The 26,777-nt window shown below is 62.5% G+C and carries 26 protein-coding genes and 1 tRNA gene; 23 read left to right on the top strand and 4 right to left on the bottom strand.

Features of this window, described 5'->3' with window-relative positions; all coding sequences use genetic code 11:
* Nucleotides 1–42 precede the first annotated feature (42 nt).
* Nucleotides 43–119 (top strand) — tRNA-Met (locus JF542_RS23585).
* Here JF542_RS23585 and JF542_RS23580 read toward each other — a convergent pair.
* Nucleotides 76–1,725, bottom strand: a complete 1,650-nt coding sequence (locus JF542_RS23580; protein WP_207077640.1) for a recombinase family protein — start codon at nucleotides 1,723–1,725, stop codon at nucleotides 76–78. The genes JF542_RS23585 and JF542_RS23580 overlap by 44 nt on opposite strands.
* Nucleotides 1,726–2,345: 620 nt before the next feature.
* On the opposite strand from JF542_RS23580, the gene JF542_RS23575 reads away from it, so the two are divergent.
* The 20 genes from JF542_RS23575 to JF542_RS23485 all read left to right on the top strand — a co-directional run bounded on the left by JF542_RS23575 (nucleotide 2,346) and on the right by JF542_RS23485 (nucleotide 20,365).
* Complete coding sequence (locus JF542_RS23575) at nucleotides 2,346–3,539, top strand: DUF932 domain-containing protein (protein WP_207077637.1); 1,194 nt, start codon at nucleotides 2,346–2,348, stop codon at nucleotides 3,537–3,539.
* A 129-nt stretch (nucleotides 3,540–3,668) separates the two neighbouring features.
* Nucleotides 3,669–5,798 carry a ParB/RepB/Spo0J family partition protein gene (locus JF542_RS23570; RefSeq protein ID WP_207077636.1) on the top strand — a complete coding sequence of 710 codons (2,130 nt, stop codon included), beginning with the start codon at nucleotides 3,669–3,671 and terminating at the stop codon, nucleotides 5,796–5,798.
* 97 nt (nucleotides 5,799–5,895) lie between these two features.
* On the top strand, nucleotides 5,896–6,933 hold the full coding sequence (locus JF542_RS23565; protein WP_207077635.1) for a DUF7146 domain-containing protein: 1,038 nt from the start codon (nucleotides 5,896–5,898) through the stop codon (nucleotides 6,931–6,933).
* A gap of 330 nt (nucleotides 6,934–7,263) precedes the next feature.
* Nucleotides 7,264–8,199, top strand: coding sequence for a DUF2493 domain-containing protein (locus tag JF542_RS23560; protein ID WP_207077634.1), 936 nt, complete (start codon nucleotides 7,264–7,266; stop codon nucleotides 8,197–8,199).
* The gene (locus JF542_RS23555) at nucleotides 8,196–8,924 is read left to right on the top strand and encodes a HEPN domain-containing protein (protein WP_207077633.1); all 729 of its coding nucleotides are present in this window, start codon (nucleotides 8,196–8,198) and stop codon (nucleotides 8,922–8,924) included. The genes JF542_RS23560 and JF542_RS23555 overlap by 4 nt, the downstream gene beginning before the upstream one ends.
* 188 nt (nucleotides 8,925–9,112) lie before the next feature.
* Entirely contained in the window at nucleotides 9,113–9,529 is a 417-nt protein-coding gene (locus JF542_RS23550) for a hypothetical protein (RefSeq protein ID WP_207077632.1), read from the top strand.
* A 553-nt stretch (nucleotides 9,530–10,082) separates the two neighbouring features.
* Nucleotides 10,083–10,484, top strand: a complete 402-nt coding sequence (locus JF542_RS23545; protein WP_207077631.1) for a single-stranded DNA-binding protein — start codon at nucleotides 10,083–10,085, stop codon at nucleotides 10,482–10,484.
* A gap of 261 nt (nucleotides 10,485–10,745) precedes the next feature.
* Entirely contained in the window at nucleotides 10,746–10,994 is a 249-nt protein-coding gene (locus JF542_RS23540) for a helix-turn-helix domain-containing protein (protein WP_207077630.1), read from the top strand.
* Between the two features lie 87 nt (nucleotides 10,995–11,081).
* A complete protein-coding gene (locus tag JF542_RS23535; RefSeq protein ID WP_207077629.1) occupies nucleotides 11,082–11,363 on the top strand; it encodes a DNA -binding domain-containing protein in 282 nt (93 codons plus the stop codon).
* 103 nt (nucleotides 11,364–11,466) lie between these two features.
* On the top strand, nucleotides 11,467–11,793 hold the full coding sequence (locus JF542_RS24620; RefSeq protein WP_423734660.1) for a transcriptional regulator domain-containing protein: 327 nt from the start codon (nucleotides 11,467–11,469) through the stop codon (nucleotides 11,791–11,793).
* Entirely contained in the window at nucleotides 11,771–12,232 is a 462-nt protein-coding gene (locus JF542_RS23530) for a DUF2285 domain-containing protein (protein ID WP_340689179.1), read from the top strand. The genes JF542_RS24620 and JF542_RS23530 overlap by 23 nt, the downstream gene beginning before the upstream one ends.
* 132 nt (nucleotides 12,233–12,364) lie before the next feature.
* Nucleotides 12,365–12,649 (top strand): helix-turn-helix transcriptional regulator, encoded by a 285-nt coding sequence (locus JF542_RS23525; protein ID WP_207077628.1) that lies wholly within the window; start codon nucleotides 12,365–12,367, stop codon nucleotides 12,647–12,649.
* A 19-nt stretch (nucleotides 12,650–12,668) separates the two neighbouring features.
* Nucleotides 12,669–13,757 (top strand): replication initiator protein A, encoded by a 1,089-nt coding sequence (locus tag JF542_RS23520; RefSeq protein ID WP_207077627.1) that lies wholly within the window; start codon nucleotides 12,669–12,671, stop codon nucleotides 13,755–13,757.
* Complete coding sequence (locus tag JF542_RS23515) at nucleotides 13,754–14,272, top strand: DUF2840 domain-containing protein (protein WP_207077626.1); 519 nt, start codon at nucleotides 13,754–13,756, stop codon at nucleotides 14,270–14,272. The genes JF542_RS23520 and JF542_RS23515 overlap by 4 nt, the downstream gene beginning before the upstream one ends.
* The gene (locus tag JF542_RS23510; RefSeq protein ID WP_207077625.1) at nucleotides 14,269–14,859 is read left to right on the top strand and encodes a S26 family signal peptidase; all 591 of its coding nucleotides are present in this window, start codon (nucleotides 14,269–14,271) and stop codon (nucleotides 14,857–14,859) included. The genes JF542_RS23515 and JF542_RS23510 overlap by 4 nt, the downstream gene beginning before the upstream one ends.
* Entirely contained in the window at nucleotides 14,843–15,178 is a 336-nt protein-coding gene (locus JF542_RS23505; RefSeq protein WP_207077624.1) for a DUF736 domain-containing protein, read from the top strand. The genes JF542_RS23510 and JF542_RS23505 overlap by 17 nt, the downstream gene beginning before the upstream one ends.
* A 3-nt stretch (nucleotides 15,179–15,181) precedes the next feature.
* Nucleotides 15,182–15,925: a lytic transglycosylase domain-containing protein gene (locus tag JF542_RS23500; protein ID WP_242533910.1), complete on the top strand. Its 744-nt coding sequence runs from the start codon at nucleotides 15,182–15,184 to the stop codon at nucleotides 15,923–15,925.
* A 247-nt stretch (nucleotides 15,926–16,172) separates the two neighbouring features.
* Nucleotides 16,173–17,939, top strand: a complete 1,767-nt coding sequence (locus JF542_RS23495) for a relaxase/mobilization nuclease domain-containing protein (protein WP_207077623.1) — start codon at nucleotides 16,173–16,175, stop codon at nucleotides 17,937–17,939.
* 16 nt (nucleotides 17,940–17,955) lie between these two features.
* A complete protein-coding gene (locus JF542_RS23490) occupies nucleotides 17,956–19,944 on the top strand; it encodes a conjugal transfer protein TraG (RefSeq protein ID WP_207077622.1) in 1,989 nt (662 codons plus the stop codon).
* 10 nt (nucleotides 19,945–19,954) lie between these two features.
* Nucleotides 19,955–20,365 carry a ribbon-helix-helix domain-containing protein gene (locus JF542_RS23485; protein ID WP_207077621.1) on the top strand — a complete coding sequence of 137 codons (411 nt, stop codon included), beginning with the start codon at nucleotides 19,955–19,957 and terminating at the stop codon, nucleotides 20,363–20,365.
* Between the two features lie 77 nt (nucleotides 20,366–20,442).
* Here JF542_RS23485 and JF542_RS23480 read toward each other — a convergent pair whose 3' ends face one another.
* Nucleotides 20,443–20,892 carry a type I restriction enzyme endonuclease domain-containing protein gene (locus JF542_RS23480; RefSeq protein ID WP_207077620.1) on the bottom strand — a complete coding sequence of 150 codons (450 nt, stop codon included), beginning with the start codon at nucleotides 20,890–20,892 and terminating at the stop codon, nucleotides 20,443–20,445.
* Between the two features lie 58 nt (nucleotides 20,893–20,950).
* Entirely contained in the window at nucleotides 20,951–21,100 is a 150-nt protein-coding gene (locus JF542_RS23475; RefSeq protein WP_207077619.1) for a hypothetical protein, read from the bottom strand.
* 160 nt (nucleotides 21,101–21,260) lie between these two features.
* Between JF542_RS23475 and dpdE the strand changes: the two genes are divergently transcribed.
* Nucleotides 21,261–24,395, top strand: coding sequence for a protein DpdE (gene dpdE / locus JF542_RS23470; protein WP_207077618.1), 3,135 nt, complete (start codon nucleotides 21,261–21,263; stop codon nucleotides 24,393–24,395).
* Nucleotides 24,392–26,662, top strand: a complete 2,271-nt coding sequence (gene dpdF / locus JF542_RS23465; protein WP_207077617.1) for a protein DpdF — start codon at nucleotides 24,392–24,394, stop codon at nucleotides 26,660–26,662. The genes dpdE and dpdF overlap by 4 nt, the downstream gene beginning before the upstream one ends.
* 21 nt (nucleotides 26,663–26,683) lie before the next feature.
* Here the strand turns inward: dpdF and JF542_RS23460 are convergent.
* On the bottom strand, nucleotides 26,684–26,777 hold a 94-nt coding region (locus JF542_RS23460; RefSeq protein WP_207077592.1), incomplete at its 5' end, for a transposase domain-containing protein.

Raw genomic sequence — 26,777 nt, 5'->3', positions numbered from 1 at the left:
AAACGATCCACCCTGACCAATACACAATCAGGGCAAAATCGCCGCGGGATGGAGCAGCCCGGTAGCTCGTCAGGCTCATAACCTGAAGGTCGTAGGTTCAAATCCTACTCCCGCAACCAACGATTTCTGCGAAAGCAGGTTATCCAAAGCCTCGGCCTCCGAAAGGAAGTCGGGGTTTTTCTTTCCGGCGGTAAAGCGCAGGATCGCCCCCAGGTCGCCGCGAAGGACGATGGAGAGTTCGCCGTTCTCGGGCAAGAGGCTTATTTCATCGACAAGTGATCGAAGCACGTCGACGGCGGCGCCACGATCTTCCTCGGATTGCAGGTTCTCGCAGAGCTTGGCGATCCGATCCTGATACATCCGTGCCATGTTCGGGTGCAGCAATGGTGGCGGCTCATCGGCATTGGCCAGGAGCTCGCTCAACTCCGCCTTCCTCGCCTCCAGCTTCTCGGCCTTGTCTTTGAGCTTGGCAGGCGGGAAGCCCTGAAGAATGGCGTCGACCATCTTGTCGAGCTCTCTGTCAACCTTCTCGAGTTCGCTCCTCCAGCCGGCCAGGTCGGCCCCGCGCTCGATCCGGAGCCGATTTACCTCGCGCGTGAACTCCGCACAGAATTCATTGAAGAGCTGCGGCGACATGAGATGCTTCCGAAGGCCATTCAAGATCGACGCCTCCAAGGCATCCCGACGGATGTTCAGACGGTTGTCGCATGTGCCCTTGTTCCGCGACGCTGCGCAGCCAAGCAGGTCTTTCGAGATCAGGGAGTACCCGCCACCACAGCACCCGCACTTGATGAGGCCGGCGAAAAGGTGCTTCGGCCGCCGTCTATCGTTCATAGGATTGCTGCCTGTCGGCGACGTATCAAACGAAAGGCTCTTTTGCCTTTTCTTCACGGCGTCCCAGAGATCTTGGTCCACAATCCGAAGGTCCGGGACCTCCTGGACAACCCACTCACTTTCCGGGTTCGGGCGGGAGACGCGCTTGCCGGTGTCGGGATCCTTCATGTATCGCAGGCGGTTCCAGACCAGCCGCCCGATGTAGAGCTCGTTGTTGAGAATGCCCGTCCCTCGTTTCGGGTTGCCGTGGATTGTCGACGGCCCCCACTCCTTGCCCTGCGGTCCCGAAATGCCCTCCCGGTTCAAGGTCATTGCGATCGTCCGCGATGACTGTCCGGACAAGTAATCCCTGAAGATGCGCCGAACGACGTTTGCTTCGGCTGGGTTGATCTCCCGTTCGCCCCGATCGTCCGGATCGGTCGTGCGAATGACGTCATACCCATAACAAAGCCCACCACCGGAGCGTCCCTTTTCGACGCGCCCGCGAAGACCGCGCCGGGTCTTGTCAGCCAAATCCTTAAGGAAGAGTGCGCCCATCGTTCCCTTGAGACCGATGTGCAATTCGCTGACCTCACCCTCGGACAGCGTCACGATACTCACACCTGCAAAGCGCATCCGCTTGTAGAGCCCGGCGATGTCCTCCTGGTCCCGGGAGAGACGATCCAGCGACTCCGCAAGGATCACGTCGAAACGCCCCTTCAGCGCATCCGAGATCAACTCCTGAACGCCGGGCCGAAGCAAGGACGCTCCGGAAATAGCGCGATCCGTGTAGCTGTCGATGATCGTCCAGCCCTCCCGCTCCGCGCGTGCGCGGCAGATGCGTAGCTGGTCCTCGATCGACGCATCACGTTGGTTGTCAGATGAATACCGAGCGTAAAGCGCTGCCTTCATGCGATAGCCCCCCTAATCGCGGAGGCGAGCCCGTGCATGCCGCCTGTTCTCAGTCTCAATGAACTCTCTCGCCGCCTGCCGCGCCAACAAGCGAACAAGGTTGACCAGTCGCGGATCATCGCCAGAAGTCGTGAGGCGCGCGATTTTGTTCTCAGCCGCTCCGCTTTCTGGAGATGAGTCCTGCGCGTCCCTTGAGGCGTCAGCCCCCGGCCTGCTTTTCTGGTCCCTTTCCATAGGCACCAGCCTGCCAGAGGCTGGCACACGTACGAAGGAAAAAGCCTATGCATCATAGCGGGTTGGAGGTGGGGCGCGCGCATACTCGCGTAGTCTGGCGCATTGATGGCTGCTACAGCGTCGCGCAAATCGGCGGCCCGGAGTCCGGAGATACTGCGCTGTTCTATGCGAATTCTCACCATTCAGGGGCCCTAAGCTGTGGCAGGGACCGAAGACCGTTGCCTGAACGAACTCTGCCATAGGCTGCCCGAATCGCGCAACGCGGGTGTGCTTGCGGCGCGGGAAGCCGCCACTGGACCGGTGAAAGAGAAAGAGAGTGGAGGGGGTGCCGTGACGGGTTCAGGGCTGGAGGAGAGGCCTCCGGCGCTCGTCGCGGAGGTTTTCCAATGAACACCGAAATTATCGATGCCGGGCGTGATATCAGCGGCGGCTACAAGGTGAATGTGTCGCGCGGCACCAATGTGGACCGCGTGTCGTCGGAATGGTTCTCGCGGCCGGATGACGAGCGGTATCTGTCGCTCGACGACCTTTTCGCTTCGGTTAAGGGCCGGGCGGAGCGGAGCCGGACGCGCACGGTGGAGAGCGCAGCGATCCGGGTCGAGGCGCATCGCGACGACCCGGAGAAACTGAGCCTGGTCCTGCCGGGCACGGATGAGCCCATCGCGCCGACGCATTGGAGCTTCGGCCAGCTCGCGAGCCTTGTCGGTGCACCCGCGGCCTATCTGCGGCAACTTCCCGCGCCGCTGGCGGGGATCAACCTGCAGTATGGGCTGACCAACCACCGGGCGGAGCAGATCAAGACGATGGAAGTTGCGGATGGCCGTACGGAACTCCGTGCCGTGACCGGCCCAGACTATGGCCGCATCTACGACCACGAGCTGGTCTCCGCCGTGCAGCGCATCGCAGGGAACGGCACGGGCGACACGCGCTGGAAGGTGCCGGGCGTGCTCGACTGGTCGACCGGCATCTATAACCCGCGGGTGGACGTGACGAAGGAGACGACGACGCTCTATGCCTCCGACCGCGACGTGTTCCTGTTTCTCGTCGATGACCTGAATCCCATCGAGGCGGGGCTGCTGCCTGATGGCTCGCCCGACCTCTATTTCCGCGGGTTCTATTGCTGGAACTCCGAGGTGGGCGCCAAGACGCTCGGCATCGCCAGCTTCTACCTGCGCGCGGTCTGCCAGAACCGCAACCTCTGGGGCGTCGAGGACTTTCAGGAGATCACGATCCGGCATTCGAAATACGCCGCCTCCCGCTTCGCTCACGAGGCCGCTCCGGCGCTCAGCCGCTTCGCCGAGTCCTCGCCCGCACCCTTCATCGACGGCATCCGCGCGGCGCGCGAGAAGATCGTCGCGCGGTCGGACGAGGACCGTCAGGACTTCCTGCGCAAGCGCGGATTCTCAAAGGCGGAAACGGGGCGGATTGTCGAGACGGTGCTGGCCGAAGAAGGCCGCCCGCCCGAGAGCGTCTTCGACTTCGTGCAGGGCATCACGGCGGTCGCCCGGTCGAAGCCGCAACAGGATGCGCGGCTCCAGCTCGAAGGCAAGGCCAGAACGCTTCTGGCGCGGGCGGCCTGATCGTCCCGGCCGGTCGCTCGGTCTATCCCGCGGTCCCCCGCTCCAGAGTGAGAGGGGGGCCGTGGCCTTCGTGACGGGTTTGGAGGTCGGGAGAGAGGCTCCCGGCTGGCCTGTCGCGGAGATATCCCGATGACCAAGCAACAGAAGATCACCCTCAGCGCCTCGCGCGACATCCCCTTCAACAAGCTGATGCTAAGCCAGTCGAACGTGCGCCACGTCAAGGCGGGCGTGTCGATCGAGGAGCTGGCCGAGGACATCGCGCGGCGGACGCTGCTCAGCTCCATCACCGTGCGGCCCGTGCTGGACGAGAGCGGCGCCGAGACCGGCATGTACACGATCCCCGCCGGCGGGCGGCGGTTCCGGGCGCTGGAACTGCTCGTCAAACAGAAGCGCATGAACAAGACCGCGCTGGTGCCCTGCATCGTCCGCACAGACGGGCTCGCAGAGGAGGACAGCCTCGCCGAGAACGTCCAGCGCGCGCCGCTGCACCCGCTCGACCAGTTCCGCGCCTTCCAGGCGATGCGCGAGAAAGGCCGGACTGAGGAGGAGATCGCAGCCGCCTTCTTCGTCTCGGCCAGCGTGGTCAAACAGCGGTTGAAGCTCGCCGCGGTCGCGCCGTCGCTGCTCGACGCCTATGCCGAGGAGGAGATGACGCTCGACCAACTCATGGCCTTCACGGTCAATCCCGATCACGCACGGCAGGAGCAGGTCTGGCAGGCGTTGCAGCGGCACTATTCGCGGCAGCCCTACGAGATCCGCCGCATGCTGACCGAGGGTGCGGTGCGGGCCTCGGACAAGCGGGCGCAGTTCGTCGGGACGGGCGACTATGTCGAGGCCGGGGGCGAGATCCTGCGCGACCTGTTTCAGCAGGACGATGGCGGCTGGCTGCAGGATGCCGCCCTGCTCGACGTCATGGTGCGCGAGAAGCTCGCCGAGGAGGCTGAAGCGATCCGTGCCGAGGGCTGGAAATGGGTCGAGGTCGATACCGAATTTCCCTATGGCCACACCTTTGGGATGCGTCGTGTTCATGGCGAGGCGGTGCCGATGAGCAACAAGGAAGCCGCCAGCTACCAGGCGCTGAAGGCCGAATACGACGCGCTCGAGGCCGAGCATGCGGAGGCCGACGAGTTGCCCAACGAGGTAGATGCCCGGCTGGGCGAGATCGAGGAGGCGATGGAAGCACTCGAGGCACGTCCGATCCGGTTCGAGGCGGAAGACCTCGCGCTGGCAGGAGCCTTCGTCAGCATCGACAGTTCTGGGCGGCTGAGGGTCGAGCGCGGCTATGTGCGGCCCGAAGATGAACCGGTCGAGGAGGTAGAGGACACCGGCGAGGTCGCATCGGAGGCGGCGTCAGTCGAGGACGCCGATGACACGGTCGTGTCTACCTCGGAAGACGAGGAAGAGGACGACGGCCTCAAACCGCTCTCCGACCGCCTCGTCATGGAACTGACGGCCCATCGCACCCTGGCGCTGCGCAATGCACTGGCCCAGGACCCGCAGGTCGCCTTCCTCGCGGCGCTGCACGCGATGGTTCTGCGGCTCTTCTATCGCTACGCCGTCGACAGCTGCGTCGAGATCGAACCGCGCAACGCCGCCTTCGGATCGCAGGTGCCGGGCCTCGGCGACACGGCCTACGCGCAGGCCATCGACCAGCGCCACGAGACCTGGGCGCGCAACCTGCCGAAGGCGCCCGAAGACCTCTGGGAGGCGCTGACCGAGTTCGACAGCTGCAGCCGCGAGGCGCTCTTCGCCCATTGCGTGGCGATGAACGTCAATGCCGTCCACGATCCCTACCAGCGCCGACCGCGTGCCATCGCGCATGCGGATGTGCTGGCCGGGTCCGTCGGGCTCGACATGGCCAAGGCGGGCTGGACGGTGACAGGCGACAGCTACCTCGACCGCGTGACCAAGGCCCGTATCCTCGAGGCCGTGCGCGAGGCGAAGGGTGAGGATGCCGCTGACCGGATCGCCGGGCTGAAGAAGGCCGAGATGGTGACGGCGGCCGAGGACCTGCTTTCCGGCACCTGCTGGCTGCCCGAACCTCTGCGCACGCCGCCGCTGCCGGAAGAGGATGCCCCGGAGATCGAGCTGGTCGACGAGGCGGACCGCTCCGACGATGACCCTTCGGAAAACGATCCCGACAGCAGCGAAGCGCAATCGGCGGAAGACGGCGGCGAACCGGCTATCGGAGACTCCGACCCAATGGAGGAAGATGATCCCATCGCCGGTGACGCCTTCGCCCAAACAGCCGCCGAGTGACCTATGAGCAGCACGGGACCTTCCCCCAAGGTCCAAAGTCAGGGGCCCGTCAGTCATGGCGGGCCCCTGATTGCGTCCAACCCTCTTGGAGACCGCCATGACGAGCCCCGCCACCGAGCTTTCGCGCCAGCTTTCCCAGAACGCCGAAACGGTGTGCCGACACTATCTGTCGAACGGCCGGAAGCAGGGTCACTACTGGCTGGTGGGCGACGTTCAGAACACCCCGGGCCGATCCATGTTCGTTCGGCTATCCGGGCCCCTGTCCGTCACCCGAGCGGCCGGAAAATGGACCGACGCGGCTACGGGTCAGCACGGCGATCTTCTCGATGTGATCCGCGAAAGCTGCGGCCTGGTCGACTTCAAAGACGTTGCCGATGAGGCCCGACGCTTCTTGAGCCTGCCATTGCCCGACCCGGACCGACATCATTCTTCACGGTCACAGCGACCAGCTTCCACAGGATCTCAGGACGCGGCGCGACGCCTGTTCGCAATGGCCGTGCCGATCCGCGGCACTCCGGCGGAGACCTATCTGCGCAGGCGTGGCATCGGAGCGTTTTACCAAATGCAAAGCCTGCGGTTCCATCCCGCCTGCTTCTATCGGCCCGAAGGCGGCGGGCCGGTCGCGCGGCTTCCGGCCATGCTGGCCACCATCACCGATATTGAGGGCCGCCAGACCGGGACCCATCGCACCTGGCTGCGGTCGGACGGGAGCGCCAAGGCCGATATAGGCACACCGCGACGCGCGATGGGCGCTTTGCTCGGGAACGGGGTGCGGTTCGGTACGCCCGCTGACGTGCTCATCGCGGGCGAGGGCATCGAGACTGTTCTTTCCGTGCGCTCGGCCCTGCCCAAAATGCCCGCACTGGCCGCGCTATCGTCGGGACACCTGGCCGCCATCCGGTTTCCCGCTGGCCTGCGGCGGCTGTACGTGTTGCGCGACCGTGACCCTGCAGGCGCGGCGGCGAGGGATCGGCTAGCCACTCGCGCAGCCGAGGCCGGGATCGAGGCGCTGACCCTCACGCCTCGACTGGGCGATTTCAACGATGATCTCCGGCGCTACGGTCTGGCAGCCTTGCAGGCGCGGTTGCGGCTTCATCTCCACGTCGAGGACGCCGCGCGGTTTATGCCGGTGTGACAGGGCGGCAAGCCCGGTTGGCACTGCACTACTCGCGGCATCGATTTCGGAGGGGTGTCCCGTGTGGGTCCAATCCACGGAAAAGGCCGGCGCGCACGGCCTTCTCAGAGGGCAGGAGGCCCACAAGCGGCACGGCCCGGCAATGGCCGCGCTCCGTCTATTTTCCGCCGCGCCCCGGCGGGGCGCTTTGCATCGCGAGGCAAAATAGCCGGGCTTGGTCATCAAGGCCCTCGCGAAGGGCTCGGGCTGCCCGGCCGTCCCGCCCGTGGGCGCGTTCCTGCCACGAAGGCCGCGTGTGGCGCGCGGCTCCCCCGAAGAAGGAACCCGCAGATGACCCTCGATCCCGAAACCGATGCCCACGAGCCCCATCACAGCACGTCCTCGACCGCCCATGTCCTGGCCGAACTCCAGCTCTACGGCTGGAGCCCCTATGAGGATGAACCCGATCCGCGCCCCTTGCCCGAGGGCGACCAGATCGCCGGAGCCGTCGCCGATATCCTCGACGCTCTTGTCGCGACGCTGGGTGATACGCGCCTCGAGCCTGATCTCGACGAACTGCTTTGGGGCACGGTCAACCTCTTCCACCGCGCGCTGGCCCGCGCCGAACGGCAACTCGACGACAACGAACAGGCGCAGCGCCGCCTGCAGCGGGAACAGGATGGCTCCGAAGTCAAATCCCTGGAACTCGAACGCCTTCTGGCCGAGGGGCAGAGTATGGTCGAGCGGCGCACGGCGCTGGAACTCTTCCGCGACCTCGCCGCCGAAGGCTTCGAGCATCACCTCGGCAAGCCTTGGCATCCCCGGACCGGCTCGCGCGTCAGCCATCGCAACCTGACCGCCGCGATGATCGACAGCCGGGATTTCATCGCCGCACGCCGCCGGGCCGAGGCGCAACTGCTTCTGCCCGAAGGTCCCAAGGTGGCCGTGACCGGCGGGGCGGACTTCAACGATCACCGCCTGATCTGGGCGCGGCTCGACCGGGTGCACGCCAAGCATCCGGACATGGTCTTGCTCCACGGCGGGTCACCAAAGGGCGCGGAGCTCATCGCCTCCCGCTGGGCCGATCACCGCAAGGTGCCCCAGGTCGCCTTTCGGCCCGACTGGACCAAGCACGGTCGCTCGGCCCCGTTCAAACGCAACGACGCGATGCTGGACGTCCTGCCGATCGGCATCTTGGTGTTCCCGGGCACCGGGATCCAGGAGAACCTCGCCGACAAGGCGCGCAAGCTGGGCATCCCGGTCGTGAAGCATGAGGGCGGCGCGTGAGCGCCACCCACAATCCGTCTGTAGCGAAGCTTGAAAAAACTGCTATGAAACAATCCTTGTCTAGCGATATCTGGATCTTCTCTGCAATGCCATCTCAGTCCCAAGAGCAATTCGCTGGCCAGCTCGAGTTGGTAAACCAGTTAATCAGCGTCCACGGCCAAGTTCAGCAAGGGCGAGGACGCAGGCACCAGCAAGATGCCATCCATCGGGCAGGCGTCGTGATGACCGTTGCCGCATGGCAGGCCTACTTGGAAAAAATTTCTCTAGAATTCATAGAGGTTGTTGAGAATTCTCTCGATCATCCAGCAGATGGTATTGCGCCACCGGATTGGGCAAAGCTAATGCTGCAAACAAGGAAGACCGCAGCCAAACAGGAGATTGGGCGGTTCAATACACCCAACTGCCAAAATGCTAGGTCGCTATTGAAAAACATCACTGGATTCGACCCATGGCCGATTTGGGAATGGCATCAGGGGCCGAGGCAGTGGAACGGTCATGACACGCGCATTAGAACGGACGCTTGGGTGAGGATCCGACACACAATTGCACATGGATACGAATTACCAGCGGACCTTGATTTTCTCTTGGGGCCAAACGGCCAGCCGCGGCTTACACTTAGTCTCCTTCAGGAATGCGTTAAGCACTTCAAGCACTTGGTCAGATTGAGCGATCAAGGTGTGTCAACCTTCTTAGCAGATACGCACGCAATCAATACTGGTTGGTAGCAAGAAGACGTCGAGGCGCGCTCGGTGATCCGCAAGATCTTGCTACCAGTTTTTCCCCAGCTTTCCTCGGAAATAGAACGTCACTATACTTTCCCGAGCAGAACCGGCGAAGCAGCATAGTCGCAGGCTGTGCGCACATTCGGGCAGCCTGTCGTGATCCCCACAGTCACTGATCCATGGAGGCGTCCATGTCGCTTGTTCTTCTTGCCATTTCTCTGTCCATCGCTCTTGGCGTGCTGGCCTTTCGCTTTGCGGTCTTCGCACTGCCGGTCATGGCCGGGATCGCCGCGTTCCTGCAAGTCCATGTTGGTGGTGCCGGTTTCGGCTTGTCCTTCCTTGCCGGACTGGCTGGGGCGGCGCTCTCCGTCGCGTTCGTGATCGCCATTCTCGGCTTCGCCCGAAACCCGTTCTTGCGCCTCGGGGCGCTCGGTCTCTTTGCGGTGCCCGCCGCCGTGGCGGGCTACGCGCTGGCCCATGGCGTCGCGAAACATGCGCTCGACCCGGGTGTGATGCTGACGCTGATCTGCGGTGGCTGCGGCGCGTTCGTCGCCGTTGCGGCGATGATCAACCTCAATGCCTTGGGCGAGGGGCTTCTCGACCCGTAGCCCTTTGTTGCGGTCGTCCCTCGTCAGTTGATCGCAGGCGCGGTGGAAATCCGCGCTTCTTCGGTTCTTGGCTGATCGCAGGCCAAACCCCGGATCATCCCTGTCTTCTCGCATGACCATGAACCAGCCGGGCCAATGCCTGTGAGTGCGGTGAACGATGCCTGACGTGCTCGGTTCTGCCAGCGGTTTCTGGCCATCGGACACGGCGCACCTGCGGCAAGCGATGGTGCGTGCGCGAGGCCGATTGCCGATGGGCGCGTGATCTGGGGGCCAAGTTGCCCTTCGCGAGGAAAATGGTTCGGCACTGCGTCCCCGTTGGCGCTCCCCCTAGAAGGCCTGTCCCTCCTCCTGATTGATCCCCTAAGCCCGTCCGTCCGAGGCCGGCAACCCCGCGCGGCGGGACCCGTGTTGGCGTGTGCCACGCCTGCCCGCGCCACGTCCCGCCTTGGGGGTCGAGCGGACACCGGGGGCGTCCGTGCAGGCCACGTCCCGCGGTCTTTGACGGGCCTCATCGGAGGGACGGTCCCTCCCGATGAAGCAACGGAGACATACCATGCAGAACATCGTCATCCTCGCCGGCAACATCGGCCAGACCCCCGAGACCCGCACCACCCAGGGTGGCACCTCGATCACCACCCTCACCCTTGCCACATCCCGCCCGCGCTATTCCGAAGGCCGGGTCGTCCGCGACGAGAACGGCTACCGCGTCCAGGACACCGAATGGCACCGCATCACCTGCTTCAACGGCCTCGGCAAGACGGTCCAGCAGTATTGCGAGAAGGGGATGAAGCTCTTGGTCCGTGGCCGCATCCACTACACCAAGTGGACCGACGCCGCGGGCGTCGATCGCTACGGCTCCGAGATCATCGCCGAGACGGTCGACTTCCTGACCAAGGCCAAGCAGGCCGAGGACGAGGATCCCTCCTTTATCGATGATGAGGACGACCAGTCCTGACACAGCACCGACTCCCGGCGGCGCGAGCCGCCGGGCCTCTTCGCCGGAACTGTCCGACACCGTTCACAAATCCTATCACTCGGCGACATCCCGCCACGCGCAGCCGCCGAATCTGCGGCGAGTCGCGCCTTGGTCGGCTCCTGCGCGATCCAGTGCCCGAAACGGCCACTGACCGCGATGATCACTAGCAAGCCCCCGGAAATGCGACTAAAATAGTCGTAGTTCTGGCATGTGTGAATGGCCGGGTGGGAGGTGATCATCATGATCACCGCCCGACAATCACGGGCCGCGCGCGCATTGCTGGGATGGACGCAGCAGCAGCTAGCCGATAAGGCCCTGGTATCACTGACCGCACTGAAGAGGCTCGAATCCGAGAAGGATCTTCGTGTCTACGAGTCGACCGAGGATCAGGTGCGGCGGGTGTTCGAGGATGCAGGCATCACGTTTCTGCATTCGGACAAGGGTGAAGGCGTCTTGATCGATGTGACCAAGGCGAAAAAGGTCAAGTGACTGAAAGCGGTTGATGCGGGTATCGGTGGCGCGCCTGTACGGAAAGGCAACTTCGGGAGGGGGTCGTTTCTGCGATCCTGTAGGCACATGGCACAGGGCGAGAAGACATTTCTGGATGCTCCGCCGGACAGCGACACGCTGACCGACTACGACCATGCTCATATGGTTCTCTACCTCCGGATTTTTGACGCCGCCGAGGAAGGCGCCGACTGGCGGGAAGTAGTCGAAGTCCTGTTTGGCCTCGATCCGATGCATGATCCCTATCGCTGCAGAAACGTCTATGATAGTCACCTTGCGCGGGCCCGCTGGATGACCGAGCACGGGTATCGCGACCTGCTTCGGCAGGGGGGCGACGGCCCGAACGGCTGAGTCACGCCGAAACCCGCCCATGTCGAGTAGGCCGGACTCCCGGAAATCAATCAATACGTGTAAAATCATGTCGTTTCTGAGAAGTTGACGAACTGGATTAGTCATGCCGTCGGAACGCTCCGGCTGGCGTTCCTCGGCAGAGTACGACTACGTCGAAGACCTGAGCGCGTCCGATCTTGCCTGGGAATGGCTGCGCCGCAACAAACGCTACGCAAAGGACTATGCGACCCTCTCCAAGGCCGCCCCTGATGACGCGTCTCTGAAAGAAGCGCTCCTCGACAAATGGGGGTTGCGATTTCGCGGCCGATCCAAAGCTCCCGGCTCCAAAAGCATGCGCGCTCTGGGACCCCCGGATCGATCCCGCGGTAGTCGTGCTGCAGAGGGTTCCGGAGGTCCTGAGCGGCGCGGTGGAACCGACGATCCTGCCTGAAGGGACGACCAGACGCGCCGAGGACGGCCTCCACCATCTTCTTGATACGGGAAGACAACACCGCCTCCAGATTCTGCAAGCAGACCCTGACACCAACGCGCTTGTGGCGATCGTTCCGCTCGATCAAGACGCCTTCGCACGTCTCGATGCTATCTACAGGTTGCTCGCGCAACTGCATGGCAGAAAGGTGGCTGTCGATAAACGCCTCACCCGCCAGAAGCGACTGCGTGCCAAACGCATGTTGCAGGCATTTGACGGGCGCTTGGCCGGAGCGTCGCAGCGCGAGATAGCCGAAGTGGTCTTTCGGTTATCCCGGGTCAGCCGGGACGAGTGGCAAAGCGCGCCGGAGCGCTTCGCCGTGATCAGGCTGATCCGTGACGCCAGAGCACTGGTTGAGGGCGGATACCGATCACTGCTGCGTCCCGATGTGCATCAATAGCCCTTCTGTTTCTTAGCTGTGCGTTTCCCGCACACCCACCTTCGCACTCCATCCCATCCGTCGCACTTCGCCATCTTGGCCCCAATCAGCCGCCAATGTCCGGCGGCCTCACGGACCCCACGGAGGCTTTCCATGCGACCCGATCACGCTCCTCTACCGCCGCGCTATCTCCGCACCAAGGAGGCCGCGCAGTTCCTCAGTCTATCCGCGCGCACCCTTGAGAAGCACCGCACCTACGGCACGGGCCCGGCCTATCACAAGCTGGGTGGGCGGGTTGTCTATTCGATCGAGGATCTCGAAGCCTGGGTCCAGCGCGGTGCTGTGACCTCGACGTCCGATCCGCGCGGTGGGCGTGTGCTGCCCGCAAAGCGCCACGTGCTGACCGCGACCCCGTCCGCGGGTCGGGCCTTGCGCTGATCTGGTCGAGGCTTCGCCGATGTCCCGCAATACATCAGAACGCGGCCAACTCGATCTGTTCCACGCCCTCCCGGGCGAGTTCGCCGCACGGGACGCGCAGGACCTCATGTCCTATCCCTTCTTTTCCCTGTCCAAGAGCCATCGAACGCGGCCCATCGAGTTCGCGGTGGGCGGTGTCGAAATCCGCGTCGAGGCCGTGGCCGACCATGGCATGGCCACGATCTGGGACGCCGATATCCTGATCTGGGCCGCAAGCCAGATCGTCGAGGCGCGCGACGCCGGGCTTCGCACATCGCGGCTCATGGCGGCGACGCCGTACCAGATTCTCACATTCATCGGCCGCGGCACCTCCGTCCGCGATTATCATCGGTTGAAGGCCGCGCTGGACCGGCTGCAATCGACGACGGTCTGCACCTCGATCCGCCAGCCGGCCGAAGGACGCCGGCACCGTTTTTCCTGGATCAACGAGTGGCAGGAACGAACCGATTTCCGTGGCCGCCCTGACGGTATCGAGCTAATCGTCCCGGACTGGTTCTACCGGGCGGTCCTCGATAACACGCTGATCCTGACCATCGACCGCGCCTATTTCGATCTGACGGGCGGCATTGATCGCTGGCTCTATCGCCTCGTGCGCAAGCATGGTGGTCGCCAAAAGGCAGGGTGGCGGTTCGAGTTCCGGCATCTCCACGTCAAATCCGGTAGTCTCTCCCCCTACAAGCGGTTTGCCTTCGAGCTGCGGGACATCATCCGCCGACAGCCATTGCCGGGCTATCGCCTGGCGCTCGAGATCGAGGCTCGGGGGCGACGACTGCTCGCCTTCGAGCCCTGTGGACAGGCTGTGGACGGGCTCGTGCCATCGGGAACCTCGGGTGTCGTGCCATCGGGAACCGGACCCTCGTGCTATCAGGAACCCCGTTCGGGTCCATCCCTCTCAAAATACGACAGAATTCGCGGTCGTAACTTAGACTCTAACTCAGAATCTAACTCTTGCTGCGCTGCTCCCGCTGGGGACAAGCCCTCATATAGACGCGCTCAATCCCTCGAAACGGGCCCTCAGAATGACAGCCCCGAGCGACCTCTCGGCACGTCGAGGGGGGCGGCGACATGAGGCCGATCCGCTCTGAACCGCGCCAGGTTGGCACACAGAGTATTCGTAGGGAAGGCGACCTGACCTTCGTTGAGCTGACCTGGAAAGAGGGGCAGATCGAACAGTGGGTCCGGTTCGGCCATCCGGTCGGCGAAGAGCGGATTGATCATTACCGGCGCCGCTTCGGCTTCGCGCCAGGTGCCGTCTTCGGGGTCAATCGCTGGGCTGCCAACGCCTATGGCACGGTCCTCTCGCGCTTCGACATCCTGCAGGCTGCGAAGCCCGGAACTCCCCTTCAAACGCTGCCCTATCTGCGGCCCGGAGGGACATTGCTGCTCTCCACCCACGGCTGGCCCAAGGTCGAACGAGTGTTGCAGGCGATCGACGCCATCGAGGCGCTCGGAATCGATCCGGCGGATGCCTCGCCGGACTACTGGCGACACCTGCACAATCGCCTGGCCACCGCGCAACCGGCCCATCCCTACACGCGTCTCCAGCACCGCGCGTGGCGCAAGCGGCGGAGCCTTGAGCCATGACGTCGCGGCGTACAATCGTCGTTGCCACCGCCGTGGCTACGACGCTGATCGTCCTTCCCGCGGTCATACAATGGTCGTCGCGTGTCCTGTGGAATGCCAGTGCGAGCATTCCCGTCGGGCTTTATCGCCTGCATCCTACCGATCACATTGCCATCGGTGATCTGGTGGCCGTTCAACCGCCACCCGCGCTATCGGATTTCTTACATGCGCGAGGATACCTGCCGCGCGGCGTTTCGCTACTCAAGCATGTCATGGCGCTTGAGGGCGCGCTGGTCTGCCGCTCAAGCGACGGGATAACCGTCGACCATCGTCTTCTCGGCGAGGCCCATGAGCAGGACCGCGTGGGCCGTGATTTACCGATTTGGCAGGGCTGTCATCAACTCGGCGCTGGCGAAGTCTTCCTCATGAACCCGGATGCGCCCGACAGCCTCGACGGACGGTATTTCGGGCCGTTGCAACTCACAGCGATCACCGCCCGGCTGACGCCGCTTTGGACGGTTTCCGACGGGCGCACCGCAGAGGCGGCGCATCCGGAGTCCACACCGCACCGCAACAGAAAGGAGGCAAGCCATGCCCCAGATCGGTGAATTCACCCGCACGAAATCCGGCTTTGCCGGTTATGTCCGAACGCTGACACTGGACCTTGAGGTCTCCCTCGACAAGGCCGAGGCGACCGAAGCCGAGAACGCACCCGACTACCGTCTTTTTCACGGGGATGGCGACCTCGCTCGTGAAATCGGAGCGGCCTGGGCGCGCACCGGGGAGAAGGCCGGCGAGTATTTCTCGGTGCTGATCGATGACCCGATGCTGGCGCAACCGATACGCGCCAACCTCTTCCGCAATGGGGAAAGTTCGGTCTGGTCGCTGCAGTGGACCCGTCCGCCCAAGCGCAACGGGGCGGCGTGAGCGATGGCGCTGATCAGCTCGAAACGCAGAAACTTCATGGCGGTCGAGCAACCCCGTATCGCCAAAATCTGCGCTGTCTTCCTTCTTTCCGGCCTGGCCGCGGCGGCGCCAGTCAGCGATCCGGCTTTCGCCGAAGCACAGACCGTCCAACGCGATCCGATGCGCGATCCTCATGCAGCCGCAATTGCCGAAGCTTCTGCGCGTTTCGCGATCCCGGAGCACTGGATCCGTGCTGTGATGCAGACCGAAAGCGCGGGTGATCCGCGTGCGGTCAGCAGGGCCGGGGCCATGGGGCTGATGCAGGTCATGCCCGGAACTTGGGCGGTCCTGCGGCAGGATCACGGACTCGGCCTTGATCCTTTCGATCCGCGCGACAACATCCTTGCCGGCACGGCCTACATGCGCGCCATGCTCGATCATTATGGCACTGTCGGTGGCATGCTCGCCGCCTACAATGCGGGGCCAGGGCGTTACGACGAATACCTTACGGAGGGCCGTCCTCTACCCGCCGAGACCCGCGCCTATGTCGCGCTGCTGGCTCCGCGTCTGGACGGCACGGCGCTGCTCCCGAGCCGCGCAACCGTCGCCGATTGGCGCGAGGCCGCACTTTTCACCGACAGATCGGCGGCGCATCCACTGCAGAATGGCGGGAGCCCGGATGAAGATCGAACGCCCCGCGAAACTGGTCAAGCCGCCCCCAATCCCGGCATTTTCGTTGCCCGGCCCGGCGCGGAGGCACGGCCATGACCGTGATCGCGGTTTCTCGGGCTCCGGAGGGTCGTGTCGGAAAGGCGGCGGAAGGGCGCGTTCGGACAACGGGCGGGAAGGGAAGAGGGCGAGATAAAAGCGCCTGCCACGAATGCCGCAAGTCCCTGACGGGACTGGCGTTTTCGTGTGCATGGCTTTCGGTCGTGTGCAGGTTGCGAGATTTTTCCCCGCGATTTCAATGCTCCGGAATGCACAGGTGCGTTTCTGGCCTCGGATGGGGCTGCGCATGACCGAGACCGAGCGCGACTTCCGGATCCGACCGGGCAAACCCCGTAGCACCCGAACGCCGCGGTCCAAGAGTTTCGTGGACCAAGTGCTGCGCGCGGCTCAGAAAGCCGGGCATACCGGGCCATCGCGTAGTCTGGGTCGGCCAGGGCTCTCGACTTTCGGGCGCGGCCATGGCCGGTTCGGGCGCAGCCGACTGTTCTCGCCCGCGCGTCGTGTTGTCGTCAAAGCCCGCATCGCCCGCCACAAGGGTCGCGCCTATCGCGCGGCCCCACTCTCGACCCATCTCACCTACCTGCGTCGCGACGGGGTCAGCAGGGACAGGGAGAGGGGGCTGCTCTTCAATGCCGAGACCGACGGTCTGGACGGATCGGACTTCGCGGCACGATGCGAGGATGACAGGCACCATTTCCGCTTCATCATCTCGCCCGAGGACGCCGCCGAGATGGAGGACCTGCGCGGGTTCACCCGCGATCTTACGCGCCGGATGGAGGCCGATCTCGGCACGCGGCTGGACTGGGTCGCCGTGGATCACTGGAACACCGACAACCCCCATGTCCATCTGATCGTCCGCGGTGTGGATGATTGCGGCGGCGATCTCGTGATCGCGCGCGACTATATCAGCAGCGGGCTGCGGTCCCGTGCCGAGGACCTGGTCGCCCTCGAACTCGGTCCGAAACCGGAGCACGAAATCCGGCATGCGCTGGAACGCGAGGTGACGGCGGAACGCTGGACACGTCTTGACCGCGAGTTGCGCTATCAGGCTGACGATCTCGGTCTGCTCGATCTGCGGCCGTCCGCTCCCGGACCCGAGGACCCGCAAATCCGCCGGTTGATGATCGGCCGCTTGCAGCATCTTCGGAAACTCGGCTTGGCCTCGGAAGGCCGCTCCGGTGAATGGATGCTCGGGCTCGAGGCGGAACGCACGCTCCGCGACCTGAGCGAGCGCGGCGACATCATCAAGACGATGCACCGCGCCTTCGCCGAGCGGGGACAGGACCGCGGCTTCTCCGACTTCGCCATCGAGGCGGGCAGGTCAGGGGACCCGATCATCGGTAGTCTGGTCGAGACTGGCTTGCATGACGAACAGACCGGTGCCGCCTATGCCGTGATCGACGGGACGGATGGGCGCGCGCATCATGTCCGCTTCCGCGGTCTGGACGCCTTCGACCATGCGCCCGCGCCGGGCGGCATCGTCGAGGTGCGCCGCTTCGGCGGTGCGGATGATCCGCGTCCGACGCTTGTCCTGGCCAACCGCTCCGATCTCGACCTTCAAAGCCAGATCAACGCGCCGGGCGCGACCTGGCTCGATCACCGTCTAGTCGAACGTTCTCGCATGCCGCTTGCGATGGGCGGGTTCGGGGCGGAGGTCCGGGACGCGCTTGATGCCCGCGCCGAGCACTTGGCGGACGAAGGGCTGGCGCAAAGGCAGGGACAGCGGATCATCCTGCAGCGCAATCTCCTCGCCACCCTGCGGCGTCGCGAACTCGATGCCGTAGGCCAGACGCTCGAGGCCAAGACAGGTCTCCAGCATCGCCCGGCGAAATCCGGAGAGCATGTGTCCGGCACTTACACAAGACAGCTGCGCCTGTCCTCCGGCCGCTACGCGATGATCGAGGGTATCGGCCCCGACGGCGGGCGCAGTTTCCAGCTCGTTCCTTGGTCCCGCGAAATCGAGCCGCGCCTTGGCCAGCACATCACCGGCATCGCGCGCAGCGGTAGCGGGATCGACTGGAGCCTTTGGCGCAAGCGCGGGATCGGGATCTGACGAAAGGACACTGACCATGACCGCCACGAGAATCCTCTGGGGCCAGATCCTCGCCGTCTTCCTGATCGTGCTCACGACGACCTGGGGCGCGACGCAATGGGTCGCCTGGCGCTTGGGGTTTCAGGCGCAGCTGGGCAGCCCGTGGTTCGAGGCCTTCGGCATGCCCATCTACCCGCCGCCCGCCTTCTTCTGGTGGTGGTACTTCTACGATGCCTATGCGCGCACGGTGTTCTGGGAGGGCGGCGCGATCGCGGCCTCGGGCGGGTTCATCTCCATTGCCGTTGCCATCACCATGTCCGTGATCCGGGCGCGTGAGGCCGCGGACGTCGATACCTATGGTTCGGCCCGCTGGGCGAACAGGGCCGAGGTCGAGGCCGCCGGGCTTCTCGGTTCCGATGGTGTCGTGCTCGGCAAGCTGGATCAGGATTACTTGCGCCATGACGGGCCGGAGCATGTGCTCTGCTTCGCGCCCACCCGATCGGGCAAGGGCGTGGGCCTCGTGGTCCCGTCGCTTCTGACCTGGCCGGGCTCCGCCATCGTGCATGACATCAAGGGCGAGAACTGGGACCTGACGGCCGGGTTCCGCGCGCGCCATGGCCGGGTGCTCCGCTTCGATCCGACCAGCATGACCTCGGCGGCCTACAATCCGTTGCTCGAGGTCCGCCGGGGTGAGTGGGAGGTACGCGATGTTCAGAACGTGGCCGATGTCCTTGTCGATCCCGAAGGCTCTCTGGAGAAGCGCAACCATTGGGAAAAGACCTCGCACTCGTTGCTCGTCGGCGCGATCCTGCATGTGCTTTATGCCGAACCCGACAAGACCCTGGCCGGAGTCGCGGCGTTCCTGTCCGACCCGCGCCGCCCGATCGAGCAGACCCTCGCGGCCATGATGGCAGCGCGCCACCTGGGAGAAGCCGGCCCGCATCCGGTCATCGCCTCGACCGCACGGGAGCTTCTGAACAAGTCCGACAACGAACGCTCTGGCGTTCTGTCGACGGCGATGTCCTTCCTTGGCCTTTACCGCGATCCCGTCGTCGCCCATGTGACCCGGCGCTGTGACTGGCGGATCGACGATTTGATCGGCGCGGACCAACCGACAACCCTCTACCTCGTCGTGCCGCCCTCGGACATCTCGCGCACCAAGCCGCTGATCCGGCTCGTGCTGAACCAGATCGGTCGACGTCTGACCGAGGATTTGAAGGACACGCGCCGTCGCCATCGCGTGCTCATGATGCTCGACGAATTCCCCGCACTCGGGCGGCTCGATTTCTTCGAAAGCGCGCTGGCCTTCATGGCGGGCTACGAGATCAAGAGCTTTCTGATCGCGCAGTCGCTCAACCAGATCGAGAAGGCCTATGGCCAAAACAACGCGATCCTGGATAATTGTCATGTCCGGGTGAGCTTCGCGACCAATGACGAACGCACCGCCAAACGCGTCTCCGATGCGCTCGGCACGGCTACCGAGATGAAGGCGATGCGCAACTATGCCGGGCACCGGATGGCGCCCTGGCTGGGTCATCTCATGGTCTCGCGCTCCGAGACGGCCCGCCAGCTCCTGACGCCGGGCGAGATCATGCAGCTGCCGCCCGACGACGAGATCGTCATGGTCGCAGGCTCCCCGCCGATCCGCGCGAAGAAGGCGCGGTATTTCGAGGACCGACGGTTCGTCGATCGCGTGGTGCCGCCGCCAGAACCGCGGAAAGGAGATCCGGTCCGGCAGGATGATCCATGGTCATCGCTTCCGACCATCGAAGCCGATACACCGGCGGGCATGTCGGTGCCGTCGAGCAATGCCGATGAAGCGAATGCAGGCCTGCGTCGGGAACCCGACTTGCCCGACCATGTGGCTGCAGCTCCAGAAAAGTCTGCCGAACCGGCGCGCGAATTCGAGATGATGCTTGAAGACGAACCGGAGGAGGCCGCGCGGCAAAGGCAAGCCCTACGCAAGCAGATGAGGCAGGTGGCCCGACAGGCTTCGCTCGATCACAATGACGGCATCGATCTCTGAAGGCAAATCCATGCGTGACCGTCTCAACCTGTCCCTGCCAGCCGAACTCATCGGGCGGATCAACGACATCGCCGACCGGAAACGCGTGACCCGATCGGCAATCGTCGAGGCGGCGGTCGAATCCTTTCTCTCGCCCGATCATGCCGACATGCAGGAGGCCGCCCTGACGCGCCGCCTCGATCGCCTCTCGCGCCAGGTCGCCCGTCTGGAGCGCGACCAGCGGATCACGACCGAGACCCTCGCGCTCTTCGTACGCTTCTGGCTCACCATCACCCCGCCGATCGCGCCGGAGCAGCAATCCGCGGCCCAGGCCAAGGGCCGCGAGCGGTTCGATGGGTTTGTCGAGACCTTGGGCAAACGGTTGCAGAAGGGGCGGTGGCTTGTAGATGAACTTCCGGGTGATGTCCCAGACAGTAGATAGGTATCTTGAGAATTAGAGCGACCCACTGCTGCCGTTGACCTTTCGCCGCTTGCGCTGCGATATGGCAGCCACAAGGCCTACATGCTGCGCGCCATGGCCTCGGCCTGCTTGATGCCCAGTTTCACTGCCTGAGCCTGCAGGTCCGGCGGGTAGCCATAGCGCCTTAGGATCCGTTTTACGGCGAAGCGCATCTTCGCTCGCGCGTCATCGCGTTGCCACCAATCCACGCCGGAATTCTCCCGGACGGACCTCACGAGCTCGGCTGCGATCACCTTGAACTGGTCATTGTCCATCACCTCGACGGCGCTCTCGTTCTGTGCGAGCGCGTCATAGAAGCTTCGTTCCGCCTCCGACATGTCGTCAGCAGGCTCGGCACTCAGGTCCTTGGCCATGCCGATGAGTTCCTGGATCACCTGAAGGGCATCGACGCTACGGTTTTGATACCTTGCGATCGCGTTCGTAAGGCGCTCGCAGAGCTTCTGGCTCTGCACCACGTTGCCTCGCGTCGCCGCCGCCCTTGCGGTCAAGATACTGCTGAAAGATGCCCACGATCTCGGCCTTCTTCAGGCTCGAGCAGTACGCGGCTTATTTCAGGCCCTGCCAGACCACATCCCGGCGGCAATCGTCCAGCTCGTTCTCGATGATGACAAGCTGCCCACCCCGGTCCAGCGCCAGCAGGTTGAGGCGCTCCCGGGTGCCGCCGAACCCGTCGAACTCCTTCTGAATGATCAGCAAGCCGTCCTCGCCCTAGTGAAGGGGACTCACCAATGAGGGCTGCTTGATCGTTGGAATGTGAGAGCCTATCCTCACGGTGCTGCGTTAGATTTCGTGCGGCCTTAGCGCAAGCATATGCCAGGCCGCGCGGCACATTAGGATACGAGGCGCGGGGAGAGATTTGCATACAGGCTGGTTGGTCGAGTTGCCTGACCAAAAAGGCATTGGGAAGATAGTAACAGAGCGCGGCGATAGTTTTGAGGTTTCGATTTTTCAGGCAATCGGTCAGTACGCAACCGTCGATGTCTCAAAGTCGAAAATACGAAGGGCCTTTCTTGCTCCTCAAACACGGGCTTATGTTCAACGTGACGAACGGACATTCGTTGGTCGCGTCATTGGGTGGGCGCAGGAACCCGACGGTTCAATCGACTATGAAGTAAGGTTCCCAAACGGCGGGAAGGCTGAGTTACCAGAGTCTGAAATATTCGTCAGGCCTTGGTTAACTGGGGCGGATCCGGCGGAAATACTTGCCGCTGGAGGGGCAGAAAGTCAGTTCCTTCATGACCGGCGGCAGTCAGCGATGTCCGCGCTTCAAGGTCTCATTGGCGCCGCTGAAGGTCTAACTTCCTTGATTTCCTCTGGTATTGATTTGGTGCCCCACCAAGTCGCAGCCGTCCGGCGTGTGCTGAACGACCCAATCCAAAGGTACCTGCTGGCCGATGAAGTCGGCCTTGGCAAGACTATTGAGGCGGGACTGATCATTCGGCAGCACTTGATAGACGACCCGTCAAAACGGGCGCTAGTTGTGGCGCCGGAGCCGTTAGTCAACCAATGGTCCGCCGAACTCCGTGACAAACTCAGACTAGATCAATTCGGTGACTGCTTCGACTGCGTCTCACACAAACAGTTGGCCAAGGTGACAAAATCGTACCCCATCGTCGTGATCGATGAAGCACATCATATCGTTGGTGAAGTCGCGAAGAAGTTTGTTGCCTCGTCAGTCCACGTGCGTGAGCTTTCAGCTGAGGCGGAGGTCCTGCTACTTCTCTCTGCAACGCCGCCAATCGGCGAAGAAGGCAAATTTCTTGCCATGCTGAACCTGCTCGACCCTCTGACCCACCCACTCGATGATATTGAAGGGTTCCGGACAAAGCTCGAGCAGAGACGACCCATCGGCCGACTTCTCCTTTCGTTAGACCCTTCTGCGCCAGGTCTGGTGCTGCGTAGGCGCGGCGCAGAACTCCAAGATCTCTATCCTGACGATCCGGTTATTCGGGACCTCGTTCCCAAACTGGTAGACGCAAGCCGAGAAGCGCCCGAGCGTTTGCCTTCGATATGTTCAGCCCTTAAGCAGCACGTCGCCGATGGTTATCGCATTCACCACAGGGTGATCCGTTCTCGTCGAGCTGACGCTCAGGGATGGGAGTTTCGCCCGCGTGGTCCAAAGACTGACAACGGTCTGAGCTTTAGTCACGTAAGAGTTGAGGAGGACAATCCGGACGCAGTCTCGGGTCTAATGTCAGCGCTAGAGGACTGGCGCTACGCGGCAGTCGACCATTCACTTCGTGAACCTGCAACTCGGGAAGGACTTGTGTCGCGATACAAGACTCTCCTCTCGACTTTTGCAGAAGGTGTCGCGGCGTTCGCAGAGTTTCTGGCGACGGCAGAACCACTCTTCCACGACGAAAAAGAATATCTCCACAGCTTGGAGGAGGCGCTTTCGGGGATCAGCCCCGTTGAGAGGTTGGAGGTAATGGCTGAGAGCACGGCGCGGCTTATCAAGACGTTCGCCGGGAGGACTGGGGCCGGCAAAATCGTGGTGTTTGCAGCGACCGACACTCAGGCCAACGAGTTTGTCACTATCCTCGAACAAAGACTGCCTGAAGAGGTGCAGTGCCTGCGCCACAGAACCGGTGCTGTAGAGGAATTCTTGAATGCCAGCACACAGGCTGTGCTCATTACCGACGTCTCTGGCGAAGAGGGTCTGAACGTCAGTTTCGCGGACGCGATCGTCCATCTCAATCTACCGTTCAGTGTAGGACGAATCGAACAACGGATAGGTCGACTGGACCGGTATGGCCGTAGGCAGGACGTAATACGTCATCGCGTACATTTGCCGTCAGATGAAGAGAACAGCCCCTGGTCGGCCTGGTACCATATCCTGACCAAGGGTTTCACGATATTCCATCGATCGATTAGCGACATCCAGTTTTTGTTGGACGACTTAGAGAAAGTTGTGTTCTCGGCCCTGTTCGACCAGGGCGGTTCTAGCGTTGCCGCTCTTGTAGAAAAGTTGCAGGCCCGGATCGAAGAAGAACGGACAAGCCAAGACGAGCAGTATGCGTTGGATCGGATCGCGCTCTCCGAGGACCCGGTAGAGCCGTATGTGGATGCCATTGAGAACTCGGAGATGAACGAGGCGGCTTTAGAGGCTGACATTGAGGGCTGGTTGGTCAGGGCGTTGCTGGTACGCAGAACACCCGCTACGTGGCCGGAACCCGATCCGTTTATCCTTTCTCAGACCAAACGCACTCTCATCCCTCATCGTCCGTGGCTTCAGCAACTTCTGGAAGGCGCCTCTGGGCCCGTGACTTGGCGCCGCCAGACGGCCGTTAAGGGCAGTGGCGTATCGCTTCTGCGCCCAGGAAACCCGTGCATTGACAGCCTCTATCGATATACCAAATGGGACGATCGAGGTACGGCATTCATCACTCTTCGACATGCGCCCGGATGGGAGTCGGGTACATGGATCGGATACAAATTATGCTTCGCAGTAGAGGCGGCACTCTCCTGGGGAGATCTGCTTTCCCCAACAATCGAAGAACTTGCTTTGTCGCGCCGCGCGCAGCGCTATCTGCCGATCCGCAGCCACGAATTATATGTCGATATCAACGGTAACCCGGTAACAGATAAGCTGTTACTGGCCACGCTTCAGCGCCCATACGTAAGCGATAAGAACCTTCTAAAGTGCGATGTAAACTTGGGCAGTCGGCCGGAAGCCTTGGCTGAAATCATCGATCCGGAGCAACTCGCGCTTCGAACACGATACGTGCGCGATAACGCACGCAATACATTGCTGCGGGAGGAGGGATACGTAGAAAATGTAACACGAGCGTTGGAACTTCTGGATGGCGCCATTAAGCGTCACAGAAACCGAGTGGAGCGAGCAGCGTCGTTCGGCGCCGACGTCCGCGAGGCGCGTGCGGAGATTGCGGTCCTCGGCTCCCTGCGTCCCGCCATTGAGCATCCAGAAGTGCGGTTGGATGCAATTGGGTGTTTTGTAATTGTCCCCAGTCCCGATGGGTACCAGGCATGATACGTCTCGATGACTCAAAAGCATTCGATGCGCTTCAGTGCTTGCTCTCGGGACAAGACGACAGGACTTGTTGGCAGGCTCTGTCGCCGTCAATTGAGCGATTGCGGCAAGCCCTCGCGCAACCTGGTGTGAGCGCGCTGGACCTCGCGGTGCTACTTCGGCAAGCCATGGCTCGCGAGTCAGCTCGGCGGGATCACGACTTTGCTCCAATGGTCAAGGTAGACCATTCACGCTTTGCATCTTTCAGCGGTTGGGAATCTGTCGGTTTGAAGCCAACTGAAACGGCGAGTGGCACTATCTTGTCTTATGAGCCTTGGCGCCCAGAATGGCTTGATACCAACACTGAAGGCGTTGACGGTTTCGCCGCCTCAGAGATCCGTAGACGCGTGTTTAATTCGGGGATCTGTAAAGGGGATCCGATGCTCGCAGCGGTTGGACGGCAGTCTTATCGCAGTCGCGGGCAGCGCGCTGCGGTACGGGCTGCGCTTTCGACGCCACCCGGCGCATCGCTCGTCGTCGCTCTGCCAACCGGCGAAGGAAAGAGTATGGTGTTTCAGCTCATTCACGAAGTCGGCTTCGCCGGTTCGTCGGCTGGCACGGGAACGGGCGTTACCTTGGTAGTCGTCCCCACGCTGGCACTTGGCATCAACCATGAACGCGAAGCTGCTGAACTTTGTGGGTTGCAGTGGCCGTTGGCCTTCCAAGGCGGCAAGGATGCTGAGAACCAGATGATTGCCGACAAGATCGCCAAAGGGACACAAGGTCTCTGTTTCGCTTCTCCTGAGGCGGCATGCGGGCAGTTGCGAGACCCTCTTCGGCAGGCAGCCATTGCCGGCAACCTTCGCGCCATTGTGATTGACGAAGCGCACCTAGTCGATCAGTGGGGAACCGGATTTAGAACAGAGTATCAGGAACTGAGTGCTCTCAGGGCGGAACTAGTCGCGGCCGCGTCAGAGGCAGCGAGGCCACGCACGATCATGCTGTCGGCAACTTTGACCGATTCATCGGAATCTACGCTGAAGTCGCTCTTCGGGACGCATGGCAGTTTTGGGGCCATTTCCGCTGTCCAACTGCGTCCCGAACCTGACTACTGGGTCGGTTCCGTTGAACAAGAGGTTGTACGCGACACGAGGGTTCTTGAGGCGCTATTTCATCTGCCCAGACCGCTAGTGCTATATGTCACAAAAGTCAGGGCGGCTGAGCACTGGCTAAGTCGTTTGCGCGGAGTCGGCTATTCTCGGGTCAGTGCTTTGCACGGGAAGACGACCACAGAGAAGCGCGAAAAGATCGTTGATAGCTGGAGAAATGGGAAACTCGACATAGTGGTTGGCACCTCCGCCTTTGGCCTGGGGATCGACTATGCGCATGCGCGCAGCATCGTCCACGCCTGCGTTCCCGAAACGTTGGACCGTTTCTACCAGGAGGTCGGACGAGGAGGGCGTGATGGATTGGCCTCGCTCTCGCTAATCCTGCCCGCAACGGGCGACTTCCAAGTAGCAAGGAAATTGAATGCACGGAAGGTGATCACGGTAAGGCGCGGTCTCGAGCGCTGGCAGGCGATGTTCGACGGCAAGCGAAACCGCGGATCAGGCCGCATCGCGGTACGGGTCGATGGAAGACCCGGCAGTGGTCCTGGCGACATAGACATGTCCGGTAAGAAGAACACTGACTGGAACCTTCGCATTCTGACCGTGATGGCGAGGGCTGGAATGGTCCGTCTACTGGGCACACCCGATCCGCGCATCGATGAACCTGGTGAATGGCTCGAACTTGAAATCCTTGACGACCATCATCGCGAGGTTGGGTGCTGGGAGAAAAAGGTGGAACCTTTGCGCAAGCAGATACAGGCCGCTGGGAAGCGCAACCTGACCCTCATGAAGCGCTTCCTCGAAGATGAGGATTGCCCTGCGCAGGTATTTGAAGAGTTGTATGGTCCACGCCGGGTTGCCCACCAATGCAGTCGATGTCGTGCTTGCCGAGCGGACTCGCAACAGCAAAAGATACCTAAACAAGTTGGGGAACCACGGAGTCCTTGGTGCGTGCTGCCGGGGAGACTGATGGCTAACCTGTTGGGTGAGACCAATTCGGTGCTGGTCAGCTATGAGGCCGACCGATTGAGCCAAAGGAAACTCCGCCGCCTCTCATCGAGTATCGAAAGGCTCCAAATAGATGGGTTGGCAAAGGTACTCTTGCTCGGCTCTCCACCGAGCGAGTTCAGAGACCTTCTGGTATTTGCAGATAAGCGGCCAATCTTTGTTGCTGAGTAACCGCCCGATTGTGACCGCGGATTAGTGTGATGGCGTCCATTGCCATGGAAGCAGTTCTTCGAGCCGGTTGATCTTGTGATCATGAATGCGGTCGAGGATGTCGGCCAGCCAGGCA

It is taken from the genome of Salipiger bermudensis (genome assembly GCF_017309175.1).
GTDB classification, from domain to species: domain Bacteria; phylum Pseudomonadota; class Alphaproteobacteria; order Rhodobacterales; family Rhodobacteraceae; genus Salipiger; species Salipiger bermudensis.
This window is presented reverse-complemented; position numbering and strand designations above follow the sequence as displayed.

Coding starts and splice junctions, on each gene's coding strand:
- JF542_RS23580 (WP_207077640.1), bottom strand. CDS start 1,725: ATGAAGGCAGCGCTTTACGCTCGGTATTCATCTGACAACCAACGTGAT.
- JF542_RS23575 (WP_207077637.1), top strand. CDS start 2,346: ATGAACACCGAAATTATCGATGCCGGGCGTGATATCAGCGGCGGCTAC.
- JF542_RS23570 (WP_207077636.1), top strand. CDS start 3,669: ATGACCAAGCAACAGAAGATCACCCTCAGCGCCTCGCGCGACATCCCC.
- JF542_RS23565 (WP_207077635.1), top strand. CDS start 5,896: ATGACGAGCCCCGCCACCGAGCTTTCGCGCCAGCTTTCCCAGAACGCC.
- JF542_RS23560 (WP_207077634.1), top strand. CDS start 7,264: ATGACCCTCGATCCCGAAACCGATGCCCACGAGCCCCATCACAGCACG.
- JF542_RS23550 (WP_207077632.1), top strand. CDS start 9,113: ATGTCGCTTGTTCTTCTTGCCATTTCTCTGTCCATCGCTCTTGGCGTG.
- JF542_RS23545 (WP_207077631.1), top strand. CDS start 10,083: ATGCAGAACATCGTCATCCTCGCCGGCAACATCGGCCAGACCCCCGAG.
- JF542_RS23540 (WP_207077630.1), top strand. CDS start 10,746: ATGATCACCGCCCGACAATCACGGGCCGCGCGCGCATTGCTGGGATGG.
- JF542_RS23535 (WP_207077629.1), top strand. CDS start 11,082: ATGGCACAGGGCGAGAAGACATTTCTGGATGCTCCGCCGGACAGCGAC.
- JF542_RS24620 (WP_423734660.1), top strand. CDS start 11,467: ATGCCGTCGGAACGCTCCGGCTGGCGTTCCTCGGCAGAGTACGACTAC.
- JF542_RS23525 (WP_207077628.1), top strand. CDS start 12,365: ATGCGACCCGATCACGCTCCTCTACCGCCGCGCTATCTCCGCACCAAG.
- JF542_RS23520 (WP_207077627.1), top strand. CDS start 12,669: ATGTCCCGCAATACATCAGAACGCGGCCAACTCGATCTGTTCCACGCC.
- JF542_RS23515 (WP_207077626.1), top strand. CDS start 13,754: ATGAGGCCGATCCGCTCTGAACCGCGCCAGGTTGGCACACAGAGTATT.
- JF542_RS23510 (WP_207077625.1), top strand. CDS start 14,269: ATGACGTCGCGGCGTACAATCGTCGTTGCCACCGCCGTGGCTACGACG.
- JF542_RS23505 (WP_207077624.1), top strand. CDS start 14,843: ATGCCCCAGATCGGTGAATTCACCCGCACGAAATCCGGCTTTGCCGGT.
- JF542_RS23500 (WP_242533910.1), top strand. CDS start 15,182: ATGGCGCTGATCAGCTCGAAACGCAGAAACTTCATGGCGGTCGAGCAA.
- JF542_RS23495 (WP_207077623.1), top strand. CDS start 16,173: ATGACCGAGACCGAGCGCGACTTCCGGATCCGACCGGGCAAACCCCGT.
- JF542_RS23490 (WP_207077622.1), top strand. CDS start 17,956: ATGACCGCCACGAGAATCCTCTGGGGCCAGATCCTCGCCGTCTTCCTG.
- JF542_RS23485 (WP_207077621.1), top strand. CDS start 19,955: ATGCGTGACCGTCTCAACCTGTCCCTGCCAGCCGAACTCATCGGGCGG.
- dpdF (WP_207077617.1), top strand. CDS start 24,392: ATGATACGTCTCGATGACTCAAAAGCATTCGATGCGCTTCAGTGCTTG.